The 24,247-nt window shown below is 73.9% G+C and carries 28 protein-coding genes, 1 tRNA gene and 2 pseudogenes; 14 read left to right on the forward strand and 17 right to left on the reverse strand.

The genetic code is table 11. The annotated features are described in order from the left end of the window. The first annotated feature begins 5 nt into the window (after nt 1–5). Nucleotides 6–458 (forward strand): Lrp/AsnC family transcriptional regulator, encoded by a 453-nt coding sequence (locus GKE82_RS05740; RefSeq protein ID WP_107570847.1) that lies wholly within the window; start codon nt 6–8, stop codon nt 456–458. A 299-nt stretch (nt 459–757) separates the two neighbouring features. On the opposite strand, the gene GKE82_RS05745 is transcribed toward GKE82_RS05740, so the two are convergent. Then, complete coding sequence (locus tag GKE82_RS05745) at nt 758–1,417, reverse strand: hypothetical protein (RefSeq protein ID WP_154732651.1); 660 nt, start codon at nt 1,415–1,417, stop codon at nt 758–760. After that, nucleotides 1,414–2,046, reverse strand: a complete 633-nt coding sequence (rpsD, locus tag GKE82_RS05750) for a 30S ribosomal protein S4 (RefSeq protein ID WP_107570627.1) — start codon at nt 2,044–2,046, stop codon at nt 1,414–1,416. Before rpsD ends, GKE82_RS05745 begins: the two co-directional genes overlap by 4 nt. Before the next feature lie 91 nt (nt 2,047–2,137). Between rpsD and GKE82_RS30580 the strand changes: the two are divergent. Then, nucleotides 2,138–3,823, forward strand: a pseudogene (locus tag GKE82_RS30580) (DEAD/DEAH box helicase); the annotation flags it as partial. An 11-nt stretch (nt 3,824–3,834) separates the two neighbouring features. On the opposite strand, the gene GKE82_RS05760 reads toward GKE82_RS30580, so the two are convergent. Genes GKE82_RS05760 through GKE82_RS05770 form a run of 3 tightly spaced genes read right to left on the reverse strand, consistent with a single transcriptional unit; the run spans nt 3,835 to nt 8,430 of the window. Beyond that, complete coding sequence (locus GKE82_RS05760) at nt 3,835–5,112, reverse strand: CdaR family transcriptional regulator (protein WP_154732653.1); 1,278 nt, start codon at nt 5,110–5,112, stop codon at nt 3,835–3,837. A gap of 16 nt (nt 5,113–5,128) precedes the next feature. Beyond that, nucleotides 5,129–6,616, reverse strand: coding sequence for an NAD(P)/FAD-dependent oxidoreductase (locus GKE82_RS05765; RefSeq protein ID WP_107570630.1), 1,488 nt, complete (start codon nt 6,614–6,616; stop codon nt 5,129–5,131). After that, complete coding sequence (locus GKE82_RS05770; protein WP_154732654.1) at nt 6,613–8,430, reverse strand: DUF3556 domain-containing protein; 1,818 nt, start codon at nt 8,428–8,430, stop codon at nt 6,613–6,615. The genes GKE82_RS05765 and GKE82_RS05770 overlap by 4 nt, the downstream gene beginning before the upstream one ends. A 176-nt stretch (nt 8,431–8,606) precedes the next feature. On the opposite strand from GKE82_RS05770, the gene GKE82_RS05775 reads away from it, so the two are divergent. Beyond that, entirely contained in the window at nt 8,607–10,154 is a 1,548-nt protein-coding gene (locus GKE82_RS05775) for an acyl-CoA carboxylase subunit beta (RefSeq protein WP_154732655.1), read from the forward strand. An 89-nt stretch (nt 10,155–10,243) separates the two neighbouring features. On the opposite strand, the gene GKE82_RS05780 is transcribed toward GKE82_RS05775, so the two are convergent. Both GKE82_RS05780 and GKE82_RS05785 read right to left on the reverse strand, forming a co-directional pair. Further along, complete coding sequence (locus tag GKE82_RS05780; protein WP_154732656.1) at nt 10,244–10,612, reverse strand: P-II family nitrogen regulator; 369 nt, start codon at nt 10,610–10,612, stop codon at nt 10,244–10,246. Then, a complete protein-coding gene (locus GKE82_RS05785) occupies nt 10,609–12,021 on the reverse strand; it encodes an ammonium transporter (RefSeq protein WP_107570634.1) in 1,413 nt (470 codons plus the stop codon). Before GKE82_RS05785 ends, GKE82_RS05780 begins: the two co-directional genes overlap by 4 nt. Before the next feature lie 272 nt (nt 12,022–12,293). Between GKE82_RS05785 and GKE82_RS05790 the strand changes: the two genes are divergently transcribed. From GKE82_RS05790 to GKE82_RS05800, 3 genes are read left to right on the forward strand one after another with little or no spacing between them, the layout of a single operon-like run. Next, nucleotides 12,294–13,238, forward strand: a complete 945-nt coding sequence (locus GKE82_RS05790) for a sensor histidine kinase (protein ID WP_154732657.1) — start codon at nt 12,294–12,296, stop codon at nt 13,236–13,238. After that, a complete protein-coding gene (locus GKE82_RS05795) occupies nt 13,235–13,879 on the forward strand; it encodes a response regulator transcription factor (protein ID WP_107570636.1) in 645 nt (214 codons plus the stop codon). The genes GKE82_RS05790 and GKE82_RS05795 overlap by 4 nt, the downstream gene beginning before the upstream one ends. Before the next feature lie 37 nt (nt 13,880–13,916). Continuing rightward, nucleotides 13,917–14,312 carry a PaaI family thioesterase gene (locus GKE82_RS05800; RefSeq protein ID WP_154732658.1) on the forward strand — a complete coding sequence of 132 codons (396 nt, stop codon included), beginning with the start codon at nt 13,917–13,919 and terminating at the stop codon, nt 14,310–14,312. A gap of 27 nt (nt 14,313–14,339) precedes the next feature. On the opposite strand, the gene GKE82_RS27910 is transcribed toward GKE82_RS05800, so the two are convergent. Beyond that, on the reverse strand, nt 14,340–15,281 hold the full coding sequence (locus GKE82_RS27910; protein ID WP_309233446.1) for a helix-turn-helix domain-containing protein: 942 nt from the start codon (nt 15,279–15,281) through the stop codon (nt 14,340–14,342). Between the two features lie 359 nt (nt 15,282–15,640). On the opposite strand from GKE82_RS27910, the pseudogene GKE82_RS31240 reads away from it, so the two are divergent. The 3 genes and pseudogenes from GKE82_RS31240 (at nt 15,641) to GKE82_RS05820 (ending at nt 18,497) form a co-directional block, all read left to right on the forward strand. Continuing rightward, a pseudogene (locus GKE82_RS31240) lies at nt 15,641–17,144 on the forward strand (flavin-containing monooxygenase). After that, nucleotides 17,141–17,983: an SDR family NAD(P)-dependent oxidoreductase gene (locus tag GKE82_RS27925; protein WP_309233797.1), complete on the forward strand. Its 843-nt coding sequence runs from the start codon at nt 17,141–17,143 to the stop codon at nt 17,981–17,983. Before GKE82_RS31240 ends, GKE82_RS27925 begins: the two are co-directional and overlap by 4 nt. Nucleotides 17,984–18,032: 49 nt before the next feature. Then, nucleotides 18,033–18,497: a hypothetical protein gene (locus tag GKE82_RS05820; protein WP_107570641.1), complete on the forward strand. Its 465-nt coding sequence runs from the start codon at nt 18,033–18,035 to the stop codon at nt 18,495–18,497. A gap of 51 nt (nt 18,498–18,548) precedes the next feature. Here GKE82_RS05820 and GKE82_RS05825 read toward each other — a convergent pair. Next, nucleotides 18,549–18,619: transfer RNA gene (locus tag GKE82_RS05825), tRNA-Gly, on the reverse strand. Between the two features lie 354 nt (nt 18,620–18,973). Between GKE82_RS05825 and GKE82_RS05830 the strand changes: the two genes are divergently transcribed. Further along, entirely contained in the window at nt 18,974–19,384 is a 411-nt protein-coding gene (locus GKE82_RS05830) for a hypothetical protein (RefSeq protein ID WP_154732659.1), read from the forward strand. On the opposite strand, the gene GKE82_RS05835 is transcribed toward GKE82_RS05830, so the two are convergent. Then, on the reverse strand, nt 19,381–20,040 hold the full coding sequence (locus tag GKE82_RS05835) for a site-specific integrase (RefSeq protein ID WP_154732660.1): 660 nt from the start codon (nt 20,038–20,040) through the stop codon (nt 19,381–19,383). The two genes, GKE82_RS05830 and GKE82_RS05835, sit on opposite strands and share 4 nt — an antisense overlap. A gap of 288 nt (nt 20,041–20,328) precedes the next feature. Between GKE82_RS05835 and GKE82_RS05840 the strand changes: the two genes are divergently transcribed. Genes GKE82_RS05840 through GKE82_RS05855 form a run of 4 tightly spaced genes read left to right on the forward strand, consistent with a single transcriptional unit; the run spans nt 20,329 to nt 21,111 of the window. Next, nucleotides 20,329–20,493 (forward strand): hypothetical protein, encoded by a 165-nt coding sequence (locus GKE82_RS05840; RefSeq protein ID WP_154732661.1) that lies wholly within the window; start codon nt 20,329–20,331, stop codon nt 20,491–20,493. Then, complete coding sequence (locus GKE82_RS05845) at nt 20,490–20,663, forward strand: hypothetical protein (protein ID WP_154732662.1); 174 nt, start codon at nt 20,490–20,492, stop codon at nt 20,661–20,663. The genes GKE82_RS05840 and GKE82_RS05845 overlap by 4 nt, the downstream gene beginning before the upstream one ends. A gap of 2 nt (nt 20,664–20,665) precedes the next feature. Then, entirely contained in the window at nt 20,666–20,920 is a 255-nt protein-coding gene (locus GKE82_RS05850) for a hypothetical protein (protein ID WP_154732663.1), read from the forward strand. Next, the gene (locus tag GKE82_RS05855; protein ID WP_154732664.1) at nt 20,917–21,111 is read left to right on the forward strand and encodes a hypothetical protein; all 195 of its coding nucleotides are present in this window, start codon (nt 20,917–20,919) and stop codon (nt 21,109–21,111) included. The genes GKE82_RS05850 and GKE82_RS05855 overlap by 4 nt, the downstream gene beginning before the upstream one ends. 77 nt (nt 21,112–21,188) lie before the next feature. Here GKE82_RS05855 and GKE82_RS05860 read toward each other — a convergent pair whose 3' ends face one another. The 7 genes from GKE82_RS05860 to GKE82_RS05890 form a co-directional block, all read right to left on the reverse strand. After that, nucleotides 21,189–21,578, reverse strand: a complete 390-nt coding sequence (locus tag GKE82_RS05860; RefSeq protein WP_154732665.1) for a hypothetical protein — start codon at nt 21,576–21,578, stop codon at nt 21,189–21,191. Then, nucleotides 21,575–21,805, reverse strand: a complete 231-nt coding sequence (locus GKE82_RS05865) for a hypothetical protein (RefSeq protein WP_154732666.1) — start codon at nt 21,803–21,805, stop codon at nt 21,575–21,577. The genes GKE82_RS05860 and GKE82_RS05865 overlap by 4 nt, the downstream gene beginning before the upstream one ends. A 70-nt stretch (nt 21,806–21,875) precedes the next feature. Next, nucleotides 21,876–22,553, reverse strand: a complete 678-nt coding sequence (locus GKE82_RS05870) for a hypothetical protein (protein ID WP_154732667.1) — start codon at nt 22,551–22,553, stop codon at nt 21,876–21,878. After that, nucleotides 22,550–22,945 (reverse strand): hypothetical protein, encoded by a 396-nt coding sequence (locus GKE82_RS05875; RefSeq protein ID WP_154732668.1) that lies wholly within the window; start codon nt 22,943–22,945, stop codon nt 22,550–22,552. Before GKE82_RS05875 ends, GKE82_RS05870 begins: the two co-directional genes overlap by 4 nt. Next, nucleotides 22,938–23,192, reverse strand: coding sequence for a hypothetical protein (locus tag GKE82_RS05880; protein WP_154732669.1), 255 nt, complete (start codon nt 23,190–23,192; stop codon nt 22,938–22,940). The genes GKE82_RS05875 and GKE82_RS05880 overlap by 8 nt, the downstream gene beginning before the upstream one ends. After that, nucleotides 23,193–23,822, reverse strand: coding sequence for a hypothetical protein (locus GKE82_RS26805; protein WP_196189081.1), 630 nt, complete (start codon nt 23,820–23,822; stop codon nt 23,193–23,195). Next, nucleotides 23,746–24,102: a hypothetical protein gene (locus GKE82_RS05890; RefSeq protein ID WP_154732671.1), complete on the reverse strand. Its 357-nt coding sequence runs from the start codon at nt 24,100–24,102 to the stop codon at nt 23,746–23,748. Before GKE82_RS05890 ends, GKE82_RS26805 begins: the two co-directional genes overlap by 77 nt. Between the last annotated feature and the right edge of the window lie 145 nt (nt 24,103–24,247).

Here is a 24,247-nt window from a genome sequence, read left to right on the forward strand (position 1 = left end):
GAATCCTGCGCATGGACGACATGGACCGGCAGATTCTTGCGCTGCTGACCGACGACGGCCGTCGCACGTACGACGACATCGCCCGGCGGGTGTCGCTCTCCTCCCCCGCGGTGAAGCGCCGTGTGGACCGGCTGCGCCGCGACGGGACCCTGCGCGGCTTCACCGCGGTCGTCGACCACGCCGCGCTCGGCTACGGCGCCGAGGCGCTGGTGGAGCTGTTCTACGGGCCCGGCGTGACGCTGGACCGCGTCGCCGCGTCGCTGCGCGCGGTCCCCGAGGTCGTGGAGGCCTGGAGCGTCACCGGCGAGGCCGACGCGATCGCCCGCGTGCGCACCCGCGACAACGCGGACCTCGAGCGCCTCATCCGCTCCCTGCAGGCGGACGGCACCGTCGTGCGCACCCGCTCCCAGGTCGTCCTCTCCCGCCTGGTGCACCGCCGCGGCGAGGACGACGCCTGAGCCACCCGCCGCACCCCCGTACCCATGGGGGGCGGTGAACGGACATTTCCAGCCCGTGGAGGGGCAGGGGATGGACAGTCCGGATGGGTTTCCGGATTCCCCGGCGGACGCGCATCGTGACGGACCGCAGTCAGACCCCTGGTCGAGGCGCACCCGCCGACCGGAGCGCCGCCGAGGCCGCACGCCCCCGCCGTCACGAAGCACCCGCCAGGCTGTCCATCCTCCGCCCCTCCAGGGGCTGGAAATGTCCGTTCACCCCCTCCAGCGCGGGGCAGGGCGGGGCCGGCGGCCGCCCGCGCTCAGTTCCAGGCCGACTGGGCGCGGGCGGCGTCGACGCGGCGGCGCAGGTGCTCGCGCGGTGGCAGCGGGAGCGCGAGGAGCAGCTCGCGGGCGCGCGCCCGCAGGTCCAGGCGGCCGATCTCGTGAGCGCGCAGCGCGACGAGGTCGAGCAGCGCGGCGGCCCCCTCGTGCGGGCAGAGCCAGGCGACGTCGCCGCCGTGGTCGAGGTCGCGGGCGTCGAGCAGCCGGCCCTCCTCGCGCGGGACGCTCACCAGCGGCAGATCGAGGTCCCGGTGGGCGAGGGCGACGAGGCCCGGGGACCGCACGACGTCCACGGCCCAGCCGGCGCGGTGCGCCGCCGCCGCGGCGACGAGCGCGACCGCGAGCTCGTGCCCGGCGGCGGTCGCGAGCACGCGGTCGGGGACCAGGTCGTCGATGCCGGCGGGGACCGCGCGCGGACCGAGCACGGCGAACGACGCGACGACCCGCTCGCCGAGCGCGTCGAGCTGCAGCGCGGGATCCCGGGTGGACACGGTGCGCAGGCGGTTGGCCAGCGGCGCGATCCAGTCCAGGCCGCCGGCGACGGACGGCGGGTCCAGCGCGCCCGACAGCGCGTGCAGCAGCGCCCCCAGCCCGGGGTCGCGCAGCCCGGCCACGCGGGTGAACGGCGCCGGGGTCATCGCCGCGCGTACCGCTCGACGACGTGCTGCTCGACCACGGGGACGTGGATCTCGTCGCGCACGGGCAGCCGCAGCACGCGGCCGGTGAGCGCGTCGAGGTCGGCCTGCAGCCAGGGCGGCACGGTCCCGACCTCCTCGGCGGCCTGCCGCGCCACCGGCTCGACCGGCGCGCCCGGCGCCAGGGTGATGACCGAGCCCTCGGCGACCAGCGCGGACGCGATGTCGCAGCGGCGCCCGTCCAGCCAGATGTGCCCATGGCCGACGAACTGCCGCGCCTGCGCGCGCGTGTTGGCGAGCCCGAGCCGGTAGACGACGTTGTCCAGGCGCCGCTCGAGCGTCTGCAGCAGCGCCTCGCCGGTGGTGACGTCGCGGCGGCGGGCGGCCTGCTCGACGTAGCGGCGGAACTGCCGCTCGCGCACGCCGTAGAGGAGCTTCAGCTTCTGCGTCTCGCGCAGCTGCACGCTGTAGACCGACGGGCGCCCTCGGCGCGCGGCCCCGTGCTGGCCGGGCGGGACGGCGCCGCGCCGCTCCAGGGACGTCTTCCCGAGCAGGCGTCGGGTGCCCTTCAGGCCAAGATCGACGCCCTCGCGCCGCTCGAGCTTCTCGACTGGTCCGGTGTATCGACCCATGTGTAAGGGCACCCTAACAAACAGCCGGGGCGCGGGGAACCGCCCCTGGCTGTCAGGGTGAGGAGGTGCAGGACGATCTCCCCCCACCCTCTTCACCGATCTCGGCCTCCGCGCCGAGCTCCTCGACGCGCTCACCGCCCTCGGCTACGAGGAGCCCACGCCGATCCAGGCGCAGACGATCCCGCCGCTGCTGGAGGGCCGCGACCTCCTCGGCCAGGCCGCCACCGGCACGGGCAAGACCGCGGCCTTCGCGCTGCCCGCCCTGGAGCGCCTCGCCGCCAGCGGCACCGAGGACAAGGCGCCCCGCGTCCTCGTCCTCGCCCCCACGCGCGAGCTCGCCACCCAGGTCTCCGAGGCGATGCACAAGTACGGGCGCGGCATCGGCGCCCGCGTGCTCCCGATCTACGGCGGCCAGCCGATCGTGCGGCAGCTGCGCGCGCTCAGCGGCGGCGTCGACGTCGTCGTCGCCACCCCCGGCCGTGCGCTGGACCACATCGGCCGCGGCACGCTCGACCTCTCGCGCCTGCACACCGTCGTCCTCGACGAGGCCGACGAGATGCTCGACATGGGCTTCGCCGAGGACATCGAGTCGATCCTCGAGGCCGCCCCGGCCGACCGCCAGACCGTCCTCTTCTCCGCGACGATGCCGCCGCGCATCGCGCGCATGGTGAAGAAGCACCTGACCGACCCGGTCCACATCGAGGTCAAGCGCGCCGCGACGCCGGAGGGCGAGGCGCCGAAGGTCCGGCAGGCCGCCTACGTCGTGCACCGCCCCCACAAGGCCGCGGCGCTCGGGCGCATCCTCGACCTCGAGGTGCCGACCGCCGCGATCGTCTTCTGCCGCACCCGCGCCGAGGTCGACGCCCTGACCGAGACGCTCAACGGCCGCGGCTACCGCGCCGAGGCGCTGCACGGCGGGCTCAGCCAGGAGCAGCGCAGCAAGGTGCTGCAGCGCCTGCGCGCCGGCACGACCGAGCTGCTCGTCGCCACCGACGTCGCGGCCCGCGGCCTCGACATCGACACGCTCACCCACGTCGTCAACTACGACGTGCCCGCGTCGCCGGAGACGTACGTGCACCGCATCGGCCGCGTCGGCCGCGCCGGACGCGAGGGCGTCGCGATCACGCTCGCCCAGCCGCGCGAGCACCGGATGCTCAAGACGATCGAGAAGATCACGCGCCAGCCGGTGAAGATCGAGAAGGTCCCGACGATCGCCGACCTCCACGCCCGGCGCCTGGAGCTCACCCGTGCGGCGCTGCAGGAGTCGCTGCTGCAGGAGGACGACCTCGAGCGCTTCCGCGTCGTCGTCGAGACGCTCGCCGACGAGTTCGACGTGATGCAGGTCGCGATGGCCGCCGTGCGGCTCGCCCACCAGGCCCAGGCCGGGGTCGACGAGGACGACGAGGAGGAGATCCCGCAGGCCTCGCTCGACCGCGGCCCCAAGCCCGACCGCGACCGTGGCCCTGCCCGCCCCGGCGCGGGCGGCGGCAAGCCCGGTGGCGGCCGCCGCCTCGACGCGGAGGGCCCGACCACGCGGATCTTCATCGGGGCCGGACGCAGCGCCGGGATCCGGCCGCAGGACCTGGTCGGGGCGATCACCGGCGAGTCGTCGCTGACCGGCCGGCAGATCGGCGCGATCGAGATCACCGACCGCTTCTCGCTCGTCGAGCTGCCCGAGAACCGGGCCGACGAGGTCATCGCGGCGATGCGCTCAAGCACGATCAAGGGCCGCAAGGCGACCGTGCGGCGCGAGAAGTTCGACCGCAAGCGCCGCTGAACCGCGGCGGGTCAGCCCGCGGCGGTCGCGGCCCCGCGCAGCCCGTCGAGCCCGTCGTGCAGCCGCAGCGCGATCTCGAGCTCGAGCCGGCGGTCGTCCAGCGGCCGCCCGAGCAGCTCCTCGGCGCGCTTGGCCCGGTACACGACGGTGTTCTGGTGGATGCCGAGCCGGCGCGCGGTCCGCGCCGGGCTCAGGCGCTCGTCGAGGTAGACGCGGATCGTCGCGCGCAGCCGCGCCATCGCGTCGGTGTCCGCCCCGAGCTCGCCGAGCTCGGCGACGACGAACTCCGCCGCCCGGCCGGGCTCGGCGCTCACCAGCGACGTCAGCGCGACCGACGGGTAGCCGATCAGGGTGCCGGCCCGGACGCCGAACGTCTCGCCGACCTCGCGCGCGGCCCGCGCCTCGCGGTGGCTGCGGCACATGCCCGCGACCCCGGGATGGACCGCGCCGACCGCGGCCCGCGCGCGCCCGCCGAGCGCGGACGGCCGGCGCGGCGCCGCGTGCGCGTCGAGCCGGTCCCCGGTCGTCCACGCCCACGCGACCCGCTCCCCCACGGGCACGATCAGCGTCTGCGTCCCGCCGAGCTCGCCGGCGAGCTCGCGCGCGATCGTCGTCGGCGCCACGGACGCGCCGATGCGCGCGCCCGGCTCGGTCCAGACGATGAACGCGAGCTGGCGTCCGTCGACGTCGTGGCGCAGGGTCGCGGCCGCGTCACGGTGGTCCACGGGCTCTCCCGCGACGATCGCCTGGACGAGCTCCGCCTGCTCGGCGGCCGCACCGCGCAGCCACTGCTCGCGCTCGTTCTCGTAGTCGTCGACGAGCTGGGTGCAGACCGCGTCGATGTAGATGAAGAGCTCGCGGCCCGCGTCGGCGAGCACCCGCCAGGCGACCTCGGGCTCGAGCTCGAGCTCCGCGGCGCGCTGCTCGAACTCGCGCTCGAACAGGCTGTGCCCGAGCCGGTACGCGCGCAGCAGCGAGGCCAGCGGCATGCCGCGGTGGACGAGCTCGTGCGCCCAGGCGCGCGCGTCGTCGGGCGCCTCGGTCGTGGTCGGCTGCATCGGGACGCCGCCGACGAGCGACTCCTGGATCGCGACGAGGTTCGCCGTGCAGCTCATGACGAGCCCGGCCCGGAAGTCCGGGTCGGTGGCGGGCAGGAACTCCGGGATCGTCGCCATCAGCTGCGCGGCCATGTCCTCGCCCATGCGGGCGCTGTCGATCCGGCCCGCGACCTCCGCGATCCGGGCCCGGACGACGTCCTGCAGCTCCGCCTCGACCATCCCGCGGAGCATCATCGCAGGCTCCCGGCTACCAGCCGCCGGCGTACTCGGGCTCGGGGATCGACGACTCCGACGCGTCGCGCACGCGGCGCGCGGCGGACGGGTCGATCCGTGCGAGCGCCGACAGCGCCGCGTTGTAGCCGCACATGCCGTGCGCGCCCGCCCCGGGCGGCGTCGCCGCGCTGCAGAGGTAGACGCCGTCGATGCCGGTCGCGTACGGGTCGAGCGTCGCGCGCGGGCGGAAGACCATCTGCAGCGGGTCGTTGGCGCCGGTGACGATGTCGCCGCCGACGTAGTTGACGTTGTGCTCCTGCATCGCCACGGCGGAGCGGACGTGCCGCCCGACGATGCGGTCGCGGAACCCGGGCGCGAAGCGCTCGATCTGCGCCTCGATCGCCGCGGTCGCGTCGCCCGTGTAGCCCGACGGGACGTGCGCGTACGCGTACAGGGGATGCAGGTCGCCATTGGCGCGCGAGGGGTCCGCGAGCGACTGCTGGCAGACCAGCACGTACGGGCGCTCGGGCATCTCGCCCCGGCAGGTCATGCGCTCGGCGGCCGCGGTCTCGCGCCAGTCCCCGCACACGTGCACGGTGCCCGCCAGGCGCGACTCGGCGTGCGCCCACGGCACCCCGCCGTCGACCGCGAACTCGACCTTGAAGGCGCCCGGCCCGTGCCGGAAGCGCCGGTAGGCGCGCGCGACGCGCGCCGGCATGCGGTCCCCGGCGATGTCGGCGGCCGCGCGCGGCGAGGTGTCGAGCATGACGACGTCGTGGTCGGCGACCTCCTCGAGCGACCGGACGGTGACCCCGGTCTCGAAGCGCACGCCGTGCTCCGTCGCGAGCGCGATCATCGCGGCGGAGATCGCCTGCGAGCCGCCCTGGGCGACCGGCCAGCCGTAGCGGTGCGCCGCGGTGCCGAGGGTGACGCCGATCGCGGAGGACATCGGCGACCCGAACGGCCGGAACGCGTGGGCGGCGACCCCGGCGAACAGGGCGCGGCCCTCCTCGGTCGCCCACGCCCGGGTCAGCAGCGAGGCGGGCAGACCGGAGAACGCGCCGAAGACGCCCATCGCGACCGGGGCGCGCGGCACGTGCAGCACCGGCTGCACGATCTCGGCGGCGAGCCGGTCGAAGCGGCCCTCCAGCCAGCCGAAGATCGCCTTCCAACGTCGCCCGTCGCGTCCCGGCAGCGCGTCAGCGGTGCGCTCCACCGACCGCCAGGCGGCGGCCCCGCGGCCACCGTCCAGCGGGTGGGAGTACTGCACCTCGGGCCACAGCCAGCGCAGGCCGTGGGCCCCGAGGTCGAAGCGCCGCGAGAACGGCGTGTCGAGTGCGAGCGGGTGCGCCGCGGAGCACTCGTCGTGCAGGAGGCCGGGGACGGTCAGCTCGCTGCTGCGCGTGCCGCCACCCAGTCGGTCGGCGGCCTCGAGGACGGTGACCTCGAGACCCTCCGACGCGAGCGTGAGGGCGGCGGCGAGCCCGTTGGGCCCGCTGCCGACCACGACCGCCCTGCTCATACCGGCAGTGCCGGGGTGTCCGCGTCGTCGCCGGCCGCGGGGACCGGTCGCGGCTGTGCCGGGTAGCGGACGCGCTCGTAGCCGTCCAGCTTCCACGTGACCGTCGTGTCGATCGGCCCGTTCGGCAGCCACGGCTGCTCGGCGACCGCTTCGGTCACCTTCCAGTAGCCGCGCTCGACGACGCCGACCGCGACGTCCATCACGAAGTAGTACTGCTTGTCCTCGCCGACGCGCTCGGACTCGACCCAGACGACCATGAACTCGCCCGGGGCGAAGTTGCACTTCTCCTGCACGGTGCGCAGGAAGTGCTCGTCGTGGAAGTGCCCGTCACCGAAGTTGAAGCCGGTGATCGCGTTGCAGGAGAACTCCGCCTCGCGCGGGATGTAGTGGTCCATGTCCGCGCCGAGCGTCTTGATCATCACGGAGTTCATCCCGCGGCCCTGCGAGTGCATCGCCCGCCAGCCGATGAGCTGCTGCATGATGACCTCGGCCTCGTCGTCCCCGTAGAGCGGGACGAGCTGCTGGCGCTGCATGAGGGCCGGCTTGACGAGGTGGTCGTCGAGCTTCTTCTCGGCGCCCGGGGCGAACGCCCACATCGCCGACGCCCAGTTGCCCGCGTACTGCCGCATCGACGGCAGGAACGACACCTTGTCGGGCCGCATGTTCCCGACGATCGGGAAGAACAGGCAGGCGGCGAACGTCAGGATCATCAGCGTCGTGTCCATGTCACCGAGCCCGAAGCCCTCGTGGTTGGGCCAGCCGATGAACAGGAACGCGGTGATGAAGATGAAGCCGATGTTCCACTCCAGCGGCACCGCGAGCGGGAACGTCGAGGTGATGAAGACGTGGAAGCAGATCATCAGGATCGCCGCGGCGACGCTGAGGGTCTCGTTGCCGCTGAACAGCAGGACGAGCGGCGTGCCGAACTCGACCAGGGTGCCCGGGCCGTGCGCGATGCGGACGGCGGCCTTCGACGGGCGGAGGTCCTCCGGGAAGTTGCGGTAGTGCATCTTCTTGACCTTGCGCGAGCTGAGCCACGGGGTGTTGGAGACCATCGGCGGGATGACGTTGCCGAAGTGGTGGCCGAACTTCGAGAAGGCGGCACCGCACCAGACGGTGACGATGAGGATCTTCGCCGCGACGATCATGTCGACGAACGGGAAGAACGCGAAGAAGACGAGCGCCGGCAGGTACTGCTCGGAGCGCGCCTGCAGGAAGGCGATCTTGTCGCGCAGGCCCAGCAGCGGCTGCAGGACGAGGATCGGGATGATCGCCGCGACCGGGAGCAGGTCGATGCCGGTCTCGCCGTCGGCGGTGCCGGGCACGGCGAGCGCGACGACGTAGGCGGCCATCAGGGCGATGAAGAGGCCCGCGTCCAGCGCGGTGCGGGTGCCGCCCTCGGTCCCGGGGACCTTGGTCGGGAACGGCGGGTTGCGGATCGTGCCGGTGCGCGCGTAGTAGAGGACGCCGCCCGTCATCGGCTTGAAGTGGCCGGCCAGCGGACCCCAGGAGCCGGCAAGACCCATGGCCTCTAGGAACGCCGTCCAGAGGACCACCTTCTGGTAGAAGATCGGCGCGTCCCACCACTCGCTCGGCGAGAACGGATCGAGCCCGGACGTGAGCGCGCCGACGAGGATGCCGCCGCCCATGTACAGGACGAGCAGCTTCACGATGTAGACGATCGCGGTGATCTTGGGGGCACCGAACCCGTACTCGGCCCAGTGCCGGGAGAGGACCTTGATCCGCTCCTGGTAGGGCATGTCCATGAACTTGGCCGGTTCGACCGGCGGGAACTCTCCCGTCGTCAGACCCATCGCTCTCTCCTCACGTCGTGTGTCGGGCAGCCGGACCGTCCCTCACGGTCCGCGATGGACGCACCGTAGGCGCCGGGGGCGGGGCCGCGATATGGAGCGGCGGGCTCAAGCACGCGGGGCTTTTGTGGAATCACCACAAACCGCTCGCCGGTGCGCGGTCCAGTAGAAGTCCCGGCATGGAGGATCTCGAGGAGCTGCTGCGCCGCCGGGCGCTGACCGAGGACGACGCGCGCCCCGAGGCGGTCGCGCGCCGTCGCGCGCGCGGCGGGCGCACGGCGCGCGAGAACGTCGCCGACCTCGTCGACGAGGGGTCGTTCGTCGAGTACGGCCGCTACGCGATCGCCGCCCAGCGCGGCCGCCGGACGGTCGAGGACCTGCAGGCCGCGACCCCGGCCGACGGCATGCTCGCGGGGACCGCCGCGATCGACGGCCACCCGGCCGCCGTGCTCGCCTACGACTACACGGTGCTCGCCGGCACGCAGGGCGCGCTCGGGCACCTGAAGAAGGACCGGCTGTTCGAGCTGATCGAGCGGCTGGCGCTGCCGGTCGTGTTCTTCGCCGAGGGCGGCGGCGGCCGTCCCGGGGACACCGACCACCCGGTCGTCTCCTCGTTGCACGTCCGCGCGTTCGCGCTGTGGGCGAAGCTCTCGGGGCACGTGCCGCGGATCGCGATCGTGCACGGCCGCTGCTTCGCGGGCAACGCGGTGATCGCGGGCTGCTCGGACCTGATCGTCGCGACGCGCAGCACGTCGATCGGGATGGGCGGCCCGGCGATGATCGCGGGCGGCGGCCAGGGCGAGGTCGCCCCGGACGACGTCGGGCCGGTCGACGTGCAGACGAAGAACGGCGTGATCGACGTCCTCGTCGACGACGAGGCGCAGGCGGTCGAGGTGACGCGGCGGCTGCTCGGCTACTTCCGTCCCGCCGTCCCGGACCGCGACGCGCCGGCGGGCGACCAGGGGCTGCTGCGCACGCTCGTGCCGGAGCGCGCGCGCCGCGCGTACAAGCTCGCGCCGATCGTCGAGGCGCTCGCCGACACGGGCTCGGTGACGCACCTGCGGCCGCGCTTCGCGCCGGAGATGGCGACCGCGCTGGCGCGGATCGAGGGCCGTCCCGTCGGGGTGATCGGCAACAACACGATGTACGCGGCGGGCGCGATCACGAGCGCGGCGGCCGACAAGGCCGCGCGGTTCCTGCAGCTGTGCGAGGCGTTCGGCCTGCCGGTCGTGTCGCTCATCGACACCCCGGGGATCATGGTCGGCCCGAAGGCGGAGGCGACCGGGCTCGTGCGTCACGCGTCGCGGCTGCTGCTCGCCGGGGCCGCCCTGACCGTGCCGACGGTCGCCGTCGTGCTGCGCCGCGGCTACGGGCTCGGCGCGCAGGCGATGGCGTTCGGCTCGCTGCACGAGCCGCTGCTGACGGTCGCCTGGCCGTCGGCGCACCTCGGGCCGATGGGCCTGGAGGGCGCGGTGCGCCTGGGGCTGCGCAAGGAGCTCGAGGCGATCGAGGACGAGGAGGAGCGCGAGCGGCGCGTCCGCGAGGTCACGGCGCTGGCCCAGGAGAACGCGCGGGCGCTGAACGCCGCGCAGCTGTTCGAGCTCGACGACGTGATCGACCCGGCGCAGACGCGCGACCTGATCGCGCGGACGCTCGACGCGGCCGCGCACACGGGGAACGGCGGCGGCGCGCCCCGGGGGACGCGCCGCTACGTGGACTCGTGGTGAGGCCGTCCGGCCCTGGGTGACGCCGACAGAGCGGAATTGCACTTCGACCCCATCCGGCGTCACCCAGGACCGGACGGTCCCGGGCACCGTCAGACGTCGGCGGCCACCCCCGGATGGCTCTGGAGGATCTCCTCCCCCGACTCCCCGGTCCGCACGCGGTAGGACTCGTCCACCGGGAGGACGAAGACCTTGCCGTCACCGACGGCCCCGGAGCGGCCGTGCTTCAGCACCGTGTCGACGACCGTCGCCACGTCGCGGTCGGCGACGACGCACTCGAGCTTGAGCTTCGGCCGCAGGTAGTTCGTGAGCTCCGCGCCGCGATAGCGCTCGGTGATGCCCTTCTGCCGACCGGAGCCCTTGACCTCGCTGATCGACAGCGAGGGGAATCCGAGCTGCAGGAGCTCCATCCGGATCGGCTCGAACGCCTCGTGCCGGATGAACGCCTCGACCTTCTTCATGCTTTCGCCTCCGTGGGGGTGCCGGCGCTCGGGGAGTACCCGACGAGCTCGGCCTCAGGAATGAACTGCTCGGGGTATCCGTACATGCCGTGGTCGGAGATGTCGAGGCCCGCGATCTCCTCCTCCTCGGTCACGCGCAGGCCGATCGTGTGCTTGATCGCCAGGAACGTGATGCTCGACAGCACGAACACGGTGACGAAGGTCAGGCCGACCGCGGCCGCCTGCGTCCCGAGCTGCCCGAGCCCGCCGCCGTAGACGAGGCCCTCCTTGCCGATGCCGATGTTCTCGGCCAGGCGCGGCGAGGTGAAGATGCCGCACGCCAGGGTGCCCCAGATCCCGGCGAGCCCGTGGGCCGAGGTCGCCCCGATCGGGTCGTCGATCTTCTTGTCGATCGCGAGGATGCCGTAGACGACGATGACGCCGCCGATGAGGCCGATGATCGGCGCCGCCCAGAACTCGACGTAGCCGGCGGGCGCAGTGATCGCGACGAGACCGGCGATGCCGCCGTTGCCGATCATGCCGACGTCGAGCTTCTTCACGGTCAGGGCGACCGCGATCATCGCGCCGATGACGCCGCCCGCCGCACCGAGGTTGGTGACCGCGATGACCTCGGCGAACGCGTTGCCACTGGTGCCGAGCGTGGAGCCGCCGTTGAAGCCGAACCAGCCGAGCCAGAGGATCAGCACGCCCAGCCCGAAGAGCGGCATCGAGTGGCCGGGGATCGCCCGCGGCTTGCCGTCCGGCCCGTACTTCCCGCGGCGCGGGCCGAGGAAGATGCACGCGGCGAGCGCGGCGGTGGCGCCGGTGAGGTGCACGACGGACGAGCCGGCGAAGTCCTGCACGCCGTCGCCGATCTCGGCGAACACCCCGCCGCCGAAGCCCCAGTGGGCGATCAGCGGGTAGATCACGCCGGCGAACACGAGCGCGAAGATCGGGTACACGGCGAACTTGATGCGCTCCAGCGTGGAGCCCCAGACGATCGCGAGCGAGACCGCCGCGAACATGAACTGGAAGATGAAGAACGACGCGGTCTCCCCGGTCGCGCCCTCACCGGCGACCTCGTGGCCGACCTGGAAGAAGAAGCCGCTGTCCCCCGCGATGGTGCCGTCACCACCGAACGCGATCGCGAACCCGACCGCCCACCAGGCGATCGCGGCGATCGAGAAGTTCACGAGGATCTTCGCGACCCCGGCACCCACGTTCTTGCCGCGGGAGAACCCGATCTCCAGGAACGCGAAGCCGGCCTGCATGAAGAAGACGAGCACGGTGGCGACGAGCACCCACGTGACGTTCAGCTCTCCGGCGACGACGTCGATCGGGGTCGGCTCCTGCGCCAGGGCCGCGGCGGGAAGCAGCAACGAGGCCAGGGTGGCCGCTGCGGCGCCGCGCGCGAGCGATCTGCGATGCATCGATAACTCCTCAGTCAAACGACAGTAGTTTTCCTGCGTCCTGCCGTGTGGAGTCTGCGGCGCGGCGGCGCGGCGCACCTTCGCCCGGTGTCGAACATCCGCGACGTGCGTTTCGCCCCACTGTCGAACACGTGTTCGCATCGTGCGCAGGGTCGGTTGCGACGTCCGTGGCGCCGTGGTGGTCCTGATCGTGGCGGCGAGCAGCCGCGCGGGACAGGGGGAGAAACCCGCGACGGTGCCCGCGGGGATCCCCCATCCGGGAGCATGGGGCGATGCGGACCTCGGTGACGTGGCGGATCCTCGCGTCGAGCGCCGGCGTGTTCCTGGCGGCCGCCGTGGCGCTGGTGCTGACGCCCGCGACCGTGAGCCGGACGGTCCAGGGCCACGAGATCGTGCAGCTCGCCCTCGGCGTGGCCGCGTTCCTGGCGCTGCACGCGGTGCTCGTGCGCCGCACGCTGCGTCCGCTGGGGGCGCTCGTCGCCGACATGCGCCGGGTCGACGTCCTCGCGCCCGGCACCCGCGTCGAGGTCCCCGGCGGTCCCGCGGAGGTCGAGGCGCTCGCCACCGCGTTCAACGAGATGGCCCAGCGGCTGGAGCAGGAGCGCCGCACCGCGGCCGGTGCGACCTTCTCGGCGCTGGAGGACGAGCGGCGGCGCATCGCCCGCGACCTGCACGACCAGATCGGCCAGGACCTCACGGCGCTGCTGATGCAGCTCGACCGCATGCGCGACCACCCCGAGGCCGCCGCCGCACGGGAGCTCGCGCGGGACATCCTCGGCGAAGTGCGCGGCGTCGTCTCGGCGCTGCGCCCCGATCCGCTCGAGGAGCTCGGGCTCGCGGAGGCGCTGCGCTCGATGTGCTCCCGGCTCGACGTCGTCGGCGGCCCGGCGATCGACTGCCGCGTCGAGGAGGACCTGCCGCCGCTCCCCGCCGACGGGCAGACCGCGATCTACCGCGTGGCGCAGGAGGCGCTGACCAACGCGCTGCGGCACGCCCGCGCCACCACGGTGTCGCTGACGCTCGGGACGGAGGGCGCGCAGGACGTCGTGCTGCGCGTCGTCGACGACGGCCCGCCGACCGGGCGCCTGGTCGAGGGCGCAGGGCTGCGCGGGGTCCGCGAGCGCGCACTCACCGTGGGGGCCCGCGTGACCGTCGGTGCGGCGGCGGGCGGCGGGACCGCGCTCGAGCTGCGGCTCGCTCCCGGGGTGCCGGCGTGAGCCTGCGCGTCCTGCTCGTCGACGACCACGCGCTGGTGCGGCACGGGCTGCGGCTGATCCTCGACGGCGACCGCGACTTCGAGGTCGTCGGAGAGGCCGGGGACGGGGCGCACGCGCTGGAGCTCGCCGACCGGCTGCCGGTCGACCTCGCGGTGGTCGACATCACGATGCCGCGCATGACCGGCCTGCAGCTGCTGCCGCTGCTCCGCGCGCGTCGTCCGGGCCTGCCGGTCGTCGTCCTGTCGATGCACGACAACGAGCGGTTCGTCCTGGAGGCGGTCCGCGGCGGCGCGAGCGCGTACGTCCTGAAGTCGGCGGTCGACCGCGACCTCCTCGACGCCTGTCGCGCCGCGGTCCGCGGGGACGCGTTCCTGCACCCGGCGGCGACGCGGAGCATGATGGCGGCGCTGCGCGGGGAGACCGCGCCCGCCTCCGCGGACGACCCGCGGCTCTCGCCGCGCGAGCTCGAGGTGCTGAAGCTCATCGCCGAGGGGCACAGCTCGCGCGCGATCGCGGAGCTGCTCGTCATCTCGGTCAAGACGGTCGAGGGCCACCGGGCGCGGATGGCCGAGAAGCTCGGCACCTCCGACCGCGTCGCGCTCACCCGCTACGCGATCCGCACCGGCCTGGTCGAGGCCTGACGCGGCGCGGCGCGCCGCGCCGGGTACCGTGCGGGCGATGAGCGTCGACGAGGAGGGCCGCATCGGCCCGGGACCGTTCGCCCGCCATCTCGGCTTCCGGCCGATCCGGGCCGACGAGGACGGGGCGGTCGTGGAGGCCGACCCGCGGCCGGAGCACCTCAACGGCGGCGGCATCGTCCACGGCGGCTACCTGACCGCCCTGCTGGACAGCACGACCGGGTGGGCGGTGCACGCGCACGTGCCGCCCGGGGTCGCGGCCCCGCACGTCCAGCTGACCGTGCAGTACGTGCGCGCCGCGGTCGCCGGCGAGCCGCTGGTGTGCCGCGGGCGCTGCCTGCGGGCGGGTGGCCGGATCGCCTCCGCGGAGGCGGAGATCACGCAGGGCGACCGCGTGATCGCGCGCGCGGTGACGAGCCACGCCGTGCTCGTCTGAGCGGCCCCGACGCCCACGGCGCGCCCGTCAGCGGGGGCCGAGCCAGTGCACGATCTCGAGCGCCAGGCCGACCTGCAGGCCGCGGCCGGCCAGCGGCGCGGGGAGCAGCTCCTGGGCGCGGGCCAGCCGGTTGAGGACGGTGTTGCGGTGCGCGTAGAGGACCTGCGCGGCGCGGGTGGCGTTGCAGTCCTCGCGCAGGTAGGCGCGCAGCGTGTCGCGCAGCTCGGCGGGCGCGTCGGCCAGCGGGCCCAGGGTGCGGCGCACGAGCTCGTCGGCGGCCTGCTCGTCGTGGGTGGCGAGCGCGACGACCTGCACCTCGTCGAACGTCGTCAGGCGCACGTCGGGCACGCGCTGCATCAGCCGCTGGGTGGCGAGCGCGTCCTGGTGGCTGCGGCGGAAGCCGTCGACCCCGGGGAGCGTGGGGCCGAGCGCGACCCGCACGGTCGGCAGCCCGGCGAGGCCGGCGCGCAGGGCGTCGAGGTCGGGGCCGTCCTGCCCCGCGGTCCAGGTCCACAGGGCGGCGGAGCTGGCCAGCACGGTCAGCGGCCGGCGGGCCCCGGACGCGCGCGCGAGCAGCTCGGCGCCCGCGTCGAGCTCGCCCTGGTCGGGCTCCGGGGCGTCGGTGAAGACGACCGCGGCGGTGTGGGTGCGGCCGAGCTCGTACCCCAGGCGCCGGCTGGCCCGGTCGGCGGCGATCGGGGCCCCGCCGAGGACGAGCGTCGTGACCTCCAGGCGCTCGGCCTGGGTGCCGCGGGTGAGGTGCGCCCGCTCGCGCTGCATCTCCTCGGCGATCCCGAGCAGCGTGCGGTCGACGAAGTCGAAGATCGAGCGGGCCGTCACGTCGAGCAGCTCGCCGAGCTCGGCCGGGTCGGAGGTGAGCGCGAACGCCTGCGCCATCCACAGCCGCCAGGCGGCGTTCTGCCCGGTGCGGTACGCGTCGACGGCGGTCTGGTCCAGGCCGCGGCGCACGAGGTCGCGCGCGACGCCGAAGGTCTCGCTGGGCGGTGCCGGGGGGGACCCGCTCCCCCGGCCGCTGCACGTTGACCCGCAGCCAGTGCGTGAGGTTCGCGCGGTTCGTCCGGCGGATCGCGGCGACGAGCGCAGGGTCGCCGAGGATCGCCGGGTCGAGGTCGGCGAGCGTGACCGCGTCGATCGCGTCGTAGCCCTCCTCGGGAACCGCGAGGAGCGCTTCGGCGGCCGTGCGGATGAGCTCGCGGACGGCGGGCGACGGCGTCGGCCACGACTCATGGGCAGGTTGCACAGACAGGATCGTACATCGGGGCAGATCGCCCTTGGTCCTGACCGATCGGTCGGTCATGCTTCCCGTCATGAGCTCCCTCACCGCGACCGACCACGTCGACGTCCTGATCGTCGGCGCCGGCCTCTCGGGCATCGGCACCGCGTGGCACCTCCAGGACAAGCAGCCCGGCAAGACCTACGCGATCCTCGAGGCCCGCGACTCAAGCGGCGGCACCTGGGACCTCTTCCGCTACCCGGGCATTCGCTCCGACAGCGACCTCTCCACCTTCGCGTACGCGTTCAAGCCCTGGACCGGCGAGAAGGCGATCGCGGACGGCCCCGACATCCTGCGCTACCTGCGCGACACCGCCGCCGACGCGGGCATCGACCAGCACATCCGCTACGGCCACCGCGTCACGCGCGCCAGCTGGTCGACCCCCGAGCAGCGCTGGACGGTCGAGGCGCAGCGCGCCGAGGACGGCGAGACCGTCCGCATGACCGCGTCGGTCCTGTTCTGCGCCAGCGGCTACTACCGCTACGACGAGGGCTACTCCCCCACGTTCCCGGGCGCCGAGGACTTCGGCGGACGGATCGTCCACCCCCAGCACTGGCCCGAGGACCTCGACGTCACCGGCAAGAAGATCGTCGTCATCGGCTCCGGCGCCACCGCGGTCACGCTGATCCCGGCGCTCGCCAAGCAGGGCGCCGCGAAGGTCACGCAGCTGCAGCGCTCCCCCCTCCTACGTGATGTCGCTGCCGGAGAAGGACGCGATCGCCGACGCGCTGCGCAAGGTCTTCGGGGACCGTCGTGGCCACGAGCTCACGCGTCGCAAGAACATCTTCCAGCAGCGCATGCTCTACAAGTTCTGCCAGAAGTACCCGGACCGGGCGCGCAAGATCATCCGCGCGCTCACCGACAAGCAGCTGCCCGAGCACATCGACGTCGACGTGCACTTCAAGCCGAAGTACGGCCCCTGGGACCAGCGGCTGTGCGCGGTGCCCAACGGCGACCTCTTCCGCGCCTTCCGCAAGGGGACGGCGGACATCGTCACCGACGGCATCGAGACGTTCACCCCGACCGGCATCCGGCTGAGCTCCGGCGGCGAGCTGGAGGCGGACATCATCGTCACCGCCACGGGCCTGAACCTGCTGCTGTTCGGCGGCGTCGAGGCCGAGGTCGACGGCGAGGTCGTCGACGTGACGAAGGCGCTGGCCTACAAGGGCATGATGCTCAGCGGGATCCCGAACTTCGCGTTCGCGATCGGCTACACGAACTCGTCCTGGACGCTGAAGGTCGACCTCGTCTGCGAGCACCTCTGCCGCGTCCTCGCGCACATGGACGCCCACGGCCTCGGGACCTTCATGCCCGTGCTGGACGACCCGGACATGCCGACCCGCCCGCTGCTGGACTTCTCCGCCGGCTACGTGCAGCGCTCCCTGCACCTGCTGCCCAAGCAGGGCGCCTCCGCCCCCTGGCTCCTCGCCATGGACTACAACGAGGACGTCCGGCACCTGCGCGACCAGCCGGTCACCGACCCGGCGCTCCGCTTCGAGCCCGCCGCCGACCGGCGCGCGGTCGAGGCCGTCGCGTGAGCGCGGTCGCCGGCAAGGTCTGCGCCGTCACCGGCGCGGGCTCCGGGATCGGGCGGGCGCTCGCCACGGGCCTCGCCCGCCGCGGCGCGAAGCTTGCCCTCTCCGACGTCGACGAGCAGGGTCTGCAGGCGACCGCCGACGCGGTCCGGGCGCTCGGCGCCGCGGTGCACACCGCGACGGTCGACGTCAGCGACCGCGACGCCGTCGAGGCATGGTCCGCGCAGGTCGTCGGCGAGTACGGGGTCGTGCACCAGATCTACAACAACGCGGGCGTCGCGCACTCGGCGACCGTGCTGGAGAGCGACTACGCCGACTACGAGCGCGTCCTGGGCATCAACCTGTGGGGCGTCATCCACGGCACGAAGGCGTTCCTCCCCCACGTCGTCGCCTCCGGTGACGGGCACGTGATCAACATCTCGTCGCTGAACGGCTACCTCGCGCAGCCGGAGATGAGCCACTACTGCACGTCGAAGTTCGCGGTCCGCGGCTTCACCGAGACGCTGCGGGCGGAGATGGCCGCCGGCGGGCACCGCGTCGGCGTCACGGTCGTGCACCCGGGCGGGATCAAGACCGCGATCGCCGACAACGCGCTCGAGCACGCGCGCGAGAGCGGCGTGGAGATCACGGCCGAGCAGGAGGCGCGCAACCGCCTCTACAACGAGAAGCTCCTGAAGATGCCGGCGGAGCGGGCGGCGGACATCGTCATCGGCGGCGTCGAGGCCGACCGGCCGCGCGTGCTCGTCGGCAACGACGCCAAGGCCGTCGATGCCCTCGTGCGCCTCCTCCCCGCCCGGCACCTGCCGCTGTTCGCGGCGCTGCAGAAGCGCCTCGTCCGCTGAGGCCCGGGTCCGGGGCGGGGCGGATCCCGCGGGCGGCTACCCTCGGTGGGTGCCCGCGGTGCGCCCCACCCCGCTGGTCGCGGCCAGCGACCTGAAGCGCCAGCGCGGCTGGACCGAGGGCCTCGTCGAGCGGCTGCTCGGGGCGCCCGACGCGCTGGCGCCCAACCCGCACGGCTTCCGGTCCCCGATGCGCTGGTACGCGCTGGACCGCGTCCTGGAGGCCGAGGCCGATCCGTCGTTCGTGCGCTGGGCGGCGTCCCTGGACGAGCGCCGCACCTGGCGGCGCGCGCAGCCGACGCGCACCGCGCTCCCCGCCGAGATCGACCGCCTCGAGTGGCTCGCCGACCCGCGCCGCATCGCCCTGTTCGTCGTCCCCCGTGTCCCGCGCCGCCGACGCCCCCGGCCCGCCCCGGACGCCTCCGCGGAGGCGTCCCCCGACCGCGCGGGCGGCGGCCGCGCCCCGGAGCCGCCGCGCTACGCGCTCGGGCGCTTCGAGGTCCTGCGGCTGTTCTGAGCCCCGTCGCGGACGCGCAAGAGCCCCGCACGGAACGGGACTCTCACTCGAAGCGGGCGACCGGGTTCGAACCGGCGACATTCAGCTTGGAAGGCTGACGCTCTACCAACGAAGCGACACGCTTGCGCCGCGCGCACGAGACCGCGACTCAGCGGCGCGAGCGCCGCCGGCGGCCGTGGCGTCGGAAGGCCGGCCGTGGCTCCGCGACCCCGCGATTCGCTTTTCCTCGTCACCTAAGTTGTAAGTCCTCCGAGCCTGAGGGGGGCCCCTACGGGGCTTCCCCCTCAGGCGATGAGGAGAAGGGAGAGACGCGTGCGCGCGGTTGCGGCGGCCCGGATCGCGACGGCCGCGCCCGCTGGCGGCCGCAGACGACGACGCGCACCGGCCCCGAGGACGGGGCCTCGCCTCCTGGGGGGTCGGATTCCGCTGGCCGCGCTCGGTGGGCGGGTGGTCACGGCATCGAGGGGGGTGGTGCGGTGGAGCGCCGCGGCGTCCCGGAGCAGCGCCGGGTGGTGCTGATGCTCGAACAGGGCTTCTTCGATCGGCTGAGGGGGCTCGACGGCGCCGAGCTGCTCGAACCGCTGCGGGACACCCGGCCGTTGGAGTACGCGCTGCAGCGGCTCGACCGCTACGCCCTGGGCGGCGAGGGTCGGGAGGGCGCCGGCGCCGAGGTCGCTATGCGGCTGATCGACGGCCTGGCGTCGGACCTGGCCAACGGCGTGCGGCCGCCGACGGGGTTCCCCCGGCACCTGGGCGTGCTGTGGCCGGAGCTCCACCGGCTCGGCTTCCGTTGGCGGGCGGCGGCCCGCCGGCGCGCCGCCGCCGAGCGGCGTGCGGCGCGCGTTACGGATTGCGGTCGCCCTGCTGATGCGGTGGCGCCGTGCTAGGCCGACCTTCGCACCGCGGCCGGCCAGTGGCGCCCCCGCATCATCTCGACGGCCTCCAAGGGCAGCAGGTGGTCCACGTAGCGCGCGGTGGTCGCCAAGTCGCGGTGACCGAGCACCTTCTGGATGTGCACGAGGCTGTGACCCTCGCGCAGCAGCTCGATGGCGACCGTGTGGCGGAAGCCGTGCGGGTGAACGCGCTTGTCGACCCGCGCGCGGCGCGCGGCCTCCGCGACGAGCCCGCGGACGTAGCTCGCTTTCACCGGCCGGCCGCGGCCGGCGGCGTCGCGAGCGGTCGTGCAGAAGAGCGGCGACCCTCGCGGGATCCGCAGCTCACGGCGGACGTCGAGCCATGCGCGCAGCTCGGCGACGGTCTGCGCATCGAGGCCGACGGCCCGGCGCTGATCGCCCTTGCCGTGCCGCACGAGGAGCGTCCCCGCGTCGAGGTCCAGGTCGTGCGGCGCGAGCGCGAGCGCCTCCGCGATGCGCAGGCCGGCGCGCCACAGCACGATCAGCAACGCGCGGTTGCGAGCCCGGACGGCGCGAGGTCGGCCGACGTGCTGCAGCACGGCGTCTATCTCGGCGTGGGTCAGGATCTCGGCGGGGAACCGCCGGCCCGCGTTAGGGGCGGGCTTCCCGCGCCGCAGCTCGGGTCGCATCGCCGGGGTGTACGGGCGTCCGAGGACGTCCACGAGAACTTCCCCGCCTTCGCTGGCGGGGTCATGACTGCGCACGGGCTTGCCTCCCGTTCGTGGGTGGATCACCGGGCCGACGGGTGCAACCGTCGAGCCCGGAACGTTGCCGCAGCCTACGGCCGCGGCGACCGTTTCCGCAAATGCGACGGGCCGCCGCGTTGCACCGCGACGGCCCGTCAGTCCTGCGTGGGGGCGGCCGGGGCAAGACCGGCCGCCCCCGCGCGGGACGCTACTCCCGAAGGAGGGTCCCCCATGGACCAGACGGACAAGAAGACGGCGTTGCCCAGCGTGGTCGTGCCGCTGCTGCGCGCCGACTATCAGGCGCTCGTGAGCCGGGCCGAGCGGATGGGCGTCGACCCCGACACCCTCGCGGGCCAGTACATCGCGCAGGGCCTCGCGCGCGGGGTCGGACGATGAGCACGGTCTACGTCACCGAGCCCGACGCGGACGGCGTGCTGCGCGCCGGCGTCGATCACCACGAGGTCAGCGAGGAGCTGCACGTAACCCTCGCCGAGGCGATCGAGCTGCGCAACAAGCTCACGCGAACGATCAACCGCCTGGCCGCCGACGTCGGCGAGGAGGTATGACGATGGCGACCACTGCACGTCCCGCCGGCGGCGTCGTTCGCGTGACGTCGGCGCACGGCCCGGTGAAGGGCTACCGGGTCGTGTGGCTGGCGGAGACCGTGGCACTATGTCACGGCCTCCGCCGGCGCGGCCTCGGCGGCCTGGCCGCCGCCGTGCACGCGATCGCCGCAGGTGCCGACGACGGCAAGGCGCTCAAGCTGAAGTTCCTGCACAGCGCCGACGTCGTAGACGAGGTCCTCTCGGAGATTCGCTCATGAGCGCGCCGACAGCGGGACAGCTCACGATCGCCGGCGCGACCGTGAAGCTGTGCGAGACCTGCGGGGGCGCCTTCGTGCCGCGGCGCTCGACGGCCCGCTACTGCACCAGCGCGTGCCGTCAGGTCGCCTACCGGATCCGCCGCGGCGCCGAGCGCGACTGCGGCCGTTGGACGGCGCGTCGCGCCACGTAGCCGTAACGCGCCTGCAGGAGCGTTACGGCACGAGCTAGTCCGTTCGGGCGTCCCGCCAAGGGGCGCCCGAACAACGGTCAGGCCGCGGGGGCGGCGGCGCCGAGCCCGGGGTCGGCGTAGGGACTCGAGTCGTCGCGCCGGATGAGGTCGCGCGCGATGGCCCGCAGGTCAACTGCAGCGCGCTCGCCGGGGCCGACGTCGGCCCCGCGCTCGCCCTCGCGCAGCGACTCCAAGGCGCGCGCCGCGACTTCGAGCGCGAGCGCGCGATCGGGCGTCGCGTACGCGTCGTTGCGCTCGCCCGGGAGAGGGTCCGCCGGGAACTGGACCTGTGGCGGGCCGACCCAGCTCGCGACGACCTCGAACAGCACGGCGCGGCCGCGCGTGATCGGGCGGACCTTGACGCGCGCCGCCCACGGCCCGGCGGGACCGGCCTCCCAGATCGGGCGCTCGGGCTTCAGGACGTTCATGCGGCGGTAGCTCCTCGGTGGGCCTTCATGGATAGGAGGGCCTCGAACGCCGCGAAGACGTTGTGGCCCAGGTACACCGGGTGATCGGTGCCGGCCGGCACGAGGTACCAGCCGGGCGCCGGCTCCGACCCGGGGTCAGGGATGGACATGTAGTAGGGCGGCCGGGCGGGTCGCAGATCCGCCGCGACTTCGCCCAGGCGCCGCGTCGCGCTCATGGTGGTGGCCATGGATCACCGTTCCTCTCGTCCCGCCAAGTCTAAGGCTCAGGTGGACGGTTAGCCAAGGCAGACGGGTGGCTCAGTAGCGGGCGACCTGGCGGCCGGGCCTGGGCGCCTCGGTGACGATCGACGTCGCGAGGATGTGCCGCGGCATCGGTGGCGAGACCGTTAGCCGGCGCGTCTTCTTCGCGTACCACACGAAGCTGTGTTCAGGCGCGATGTCCTGCGCCTTCGCGATGGCCGCCCGGACGTCGGCCCCGCCGGCTTCGCACATGCGCACGACGATGTCCTCGTCCTCGGGGTCCAGGCGCGGGAGCACGTAGAAGATGTGCTGGGCCTCGGTGCGCGCGATCCGCGGCATGCCCACGGGCCGCTGCGTGCCGCCGAGCAGGCCGCGGCCGTGCGCGCGGCCCTTGGTGATCCACCGCCTCACGGCGACCGGTGTGCGGTTGGGCAAGTGGTCGCAGAGGTCCGCGAGCTCGTGGACGCAGATGGTCAGGTTGGGGATCCGCCACGCGGCGCTGAACAGCTCCTGAGCCTCGTCGGGGCCGCCGTCGCCGCGGAAGTGGATCACCGGCCGGCGCCAGTCGATCGCCGCGACGTCGGTGACCGGCTCGACGTCGTGGACCTGCCACTCGTCCTTGGTGTCGTAGAGCAGCCGCTGATTGCGCAGCCCGGAGAACAGGACGTTGAGGACGGTCGACTTGCCCGATCCCGTCGGGCCGGCCACGAAGGTCCGTTCGTCGTAGCCGATCACGCGGGATCGTCCTCGGCGGCGGCGGTATCGGTCGTCACCGGCCCCGTGGGCTCGACGCCCAGCTCGTCGCGGACCTGCTCCTCGACGGTCTGGGCCTTCCCGGCGAACGCGCGCACGAGCGCGTCGGCGTGCTCGGACCGTTCGAGGGCCTCGGCGGCGACGACCTCGGCCTCGTGCAGCTTCTGGGCAAGGTCGCCGGCGGCGTCCTCCGCGACGATCGCGCGCTCGCGGGCACGAGACAGCTCGTGGCGCACCGCGCGCCGGTGGGCGCGCAGGGCCTCGCCGGCGCGCACGAGCAGCAGCCCGGCGACGGTCACGAGGAGGAACGCGCCGAGCGCGTTGCCCTCGGCGCGCATCAGCGTGCGGTTGGGGTCGTGCACGCGGCTACGCACGCGCCTCGACCTCCCCGGCGGCGGCCGCGGCCGGCAGCACGAGCAGCGGCGGGGCGCCGTCGCTGCGCAGGTCCAGGACCTTCTGCGCCAGCACCGTGAGGAAGCCGTCGAGCTGCTGCGGGTCCTGCGGGATGTTCCCGAGCACCGTGGGCAGCAGCTGCGGCACGAGGAGGTTGAACGGCGCGGGGATGTCGGCGCCGGCGAGCAGCTCGTGGACGGCCTGCTCGACCTTCTGCGGAGACAGCATTCAGGACACCTCTCCGAGGTCGACGGGGACGAACGGAACGCCCAGGTCCGCGACGTCGGGCAGCTCGCCGCCGGTCGGGTCCTCGGGGGCCGGCGTGGGGCCGGCGGCGTAGTCCGGGGCCGGTGACGCGGCGCCGTCGGCGAGCGGCCCGTCGGGCATCGTGCCGGCGAGCGGCTCCGCCGGCGCGGCCGCCCGCGCGGCCAGCGTCGCCTTGCGCTCCAAGTAGGAGCGCACGGCGTAGCCGCCCACGCCCGTGATGAGCATGACCTCGTCCCCCATGACGGCCGCGGCCGCGGTCGCCGGGTAGCGGTTCAAGATCCGCGTCAGCGGCGGCGCGATGGCGGACAGGTCGGCCTCGGTGTGCACCCAGTCCGTATCGCCAACGCCCACGAGCGTGTGCGTCACGCCGCCTTGGATCGTCAGCAGCCGGCGCACGTCCTTCTCTCGCCACGCGACGTCCGGCGGCGGCCCGACGGGCAGCTCGCCCGGGCCGGGCGCGTCGGGGGCCGGCTCGAATGCCGGGCCGGGGTCCCCGATGAACCCGCCGACGGGCTCAGTCGAGGCCGCTGCGGAACCCGTCGAGGAATCCGCGCTTGCGGGGCTTGGGGGCGTCTTCGGGGTGGTGCTCACGGTCGGGAATCTCCTGGGGCTCGGGGGCGGACTCGTCGGGGGCGGGGGCCGCGGGCGGCGTCTTCGGGGCCGGCGGCGGATCGGGGTAGGTCAGTACGTGGACGTCGCCGGCGGGCTCGGCGGTCACCTGCTCGGTTGCGGTTCGCGGCGCGGGCTCACGCGCCTTGGGCGTGTAGTCGGGGTCCGCGAGACGCGCGGCAGGGGCCTCCTGGCCGCGCTTGAGCCCGGCGAGCTGGCGGGCGCGCTTCTCGGGGTCCTGGGACAGGCCTCCGCGTGGCATAGCCAAGGCATACGCCTGATCGCCTTGGCAGAGAAGACCCGGGACCCCCGCACCCCCCCGGGGGTCCCGAGCCCCCGGGGGGTTCACAGCGGCAGCTCAGCGCCCTAGACCCGGTGCTCCCTCGTCTCTCTCGTCACCCCGTGTC

The sequence above is a fragment of the Conexibacter sp. W3-3-2 genome (genome assembly GCF_009707605.1).
GTDB classification, from domain to species: Bacteria; Actinomycetota; Thermoleophilia; order Solirubrobacterales; family Solirubrobacteraceae; genus Paraconexibacter; species Paraconexibacter algicola.

Excerpts from the sequence above, each read along its gene's own strand:
- GKE82_RS05745 (WP_154732651.1), bottom strand. The coding sequence starts at position 1,417 with ATGACCCCGGCGCCGTTCACCCGCGTGGCCGGGCTGCGCGACCCCGGG.
- rpsD (WP_107570627.1), bottom strand. The coding sequence starts at position 2,046 with ATGGGTCGATACACCGGACCAGTCGAGAAGCTCGAGCGGCGCGAGGGC.
- GKE82_RS05760 (WP_154732653.1), bottom strand. The coding sequence starts at position 5,112 with ATGCTCCGCGGGATGGTCGAGGCGGAGCTGCAGGACGTCGTCCGGGCC.
- GKE82_RS05765 (WP_107570630.1), bottom strand. The coding sequence starts at position 6,616 with ATGAGCAGGGCGGTCGTGGTCGGCAGCGGGCCCAACGGGCTCGCCGCC.
- GKE82_RS05770 (WP_154732654.1), bottom strand. The coding sequence starts at position 8,430 with ATGGGTCTGACGACGGGAGAGTTCCCGCCGGTCGAACCGGCCAAGTTC.
- GKE82_RS05775 (WP_154732655.1), top strand. The coding sequence starts at position 8,607 with ATGGAGGATCTCGAGGAGCTGCTGCGCCGCCGGGCGCTGACCGAGGAC.
- GKE82_RS05780 (WP_154732656.1), bottom strand. The coding sequence starts at position 10,612 with ATGAAGAAGGTCGAGGCGTTCATCCGGCACGAGGCGTTCGAGCCGATC.
- GKE82_RS05785 (WP_107570634.1), bottom strand. The coding sequence starts at position 12,021 with ATGCATCGCAGATCGCTCGCGCGCGGCGCCGCAGCGGCCACCCTGGCC.
- GKE82_RS05790 (WP_154732657.1), top strand. The coding sequence starts at position 12,294 with ATGCGGACCTCGGTGACGTGGCGGATCCTCGCGTCGAGCGCCGGCGTG.
- GKE82_RS05800 (WP_154732658.1), top strand. The coding sequence starts at position 13,917 with ATGAGCGTCGACGAGGAGGGCCGCATCGGCCCGGGACCGTTCGCCCGC.
- GKE82_RS05835 (WP_154732660.1), bottom strand. The coding sequence starts at position 20,040 with ATGCGACCCGAGCTGCGGCGCGGGAAGCCCGCCCCTAACGCGGGCCGG.
- GKE82_RS05840 (WP_154732661.1), top strand. The coding sequence starts at position 20,329 with ATGGACCAGACGGACAAGAAGACGGCGTTGCCCAGCGTGGTCGTGCCG.
- GKE82_RS05845 (WP_154732662.1), top strand. The coding sequence starts at position 20,490 with ATGAGCACGGTCTACGTCACCGAGCCCGACGCGGACGGCGTGCTGCGC.
- GKE82_RS05850 (WP_154732663.1), top strand. The coding sequence starts at position 20,666 with ATGGCGACCACTGCACGTCCCGCCGGCGGCGTCGTTCGCGTGACGTCG.
- GKE82_RS05855 (WP_154732664.1), top strand. The coding sequence starts at position 20,917 with ATGAGCGCGCCGACAGCGGGACAGCTCACGATCGCCGGCGCGACCGTG.
- GKE82_RS05860 (WP_154732665.1), bottom strand. The coding sequence starts at position 21,578 with ATGAACGTCCTGAAGCCCGAGCGCCCGATCTGGGAGGCCGGTCCCGCC.
- GKE82_RS05865 (WP_154732666.1), bottom strand. The coding sequence starts at position 21,805 with ATGGCCACCACCATGAGCGCGACGCGGCGCCTGGGCGAAGTCGCGGCG.
- GKE82_RS05880 (WP_154732669.1), bottom strand. The coding sequence starts at position 23,192 with ATGCTGTCTCCGCAGAAGGTCGAGCAGGCCGTCCACGAGCTGCTCGCC.
- GKE82_RS05890 (WP_154732671.1), bottom strand. The coding sequence starts at position 24,102 with ATGCCACGCGGAGGCCTGTCCCAGGACCCCGAGAAGCGCGCCCGCCAG.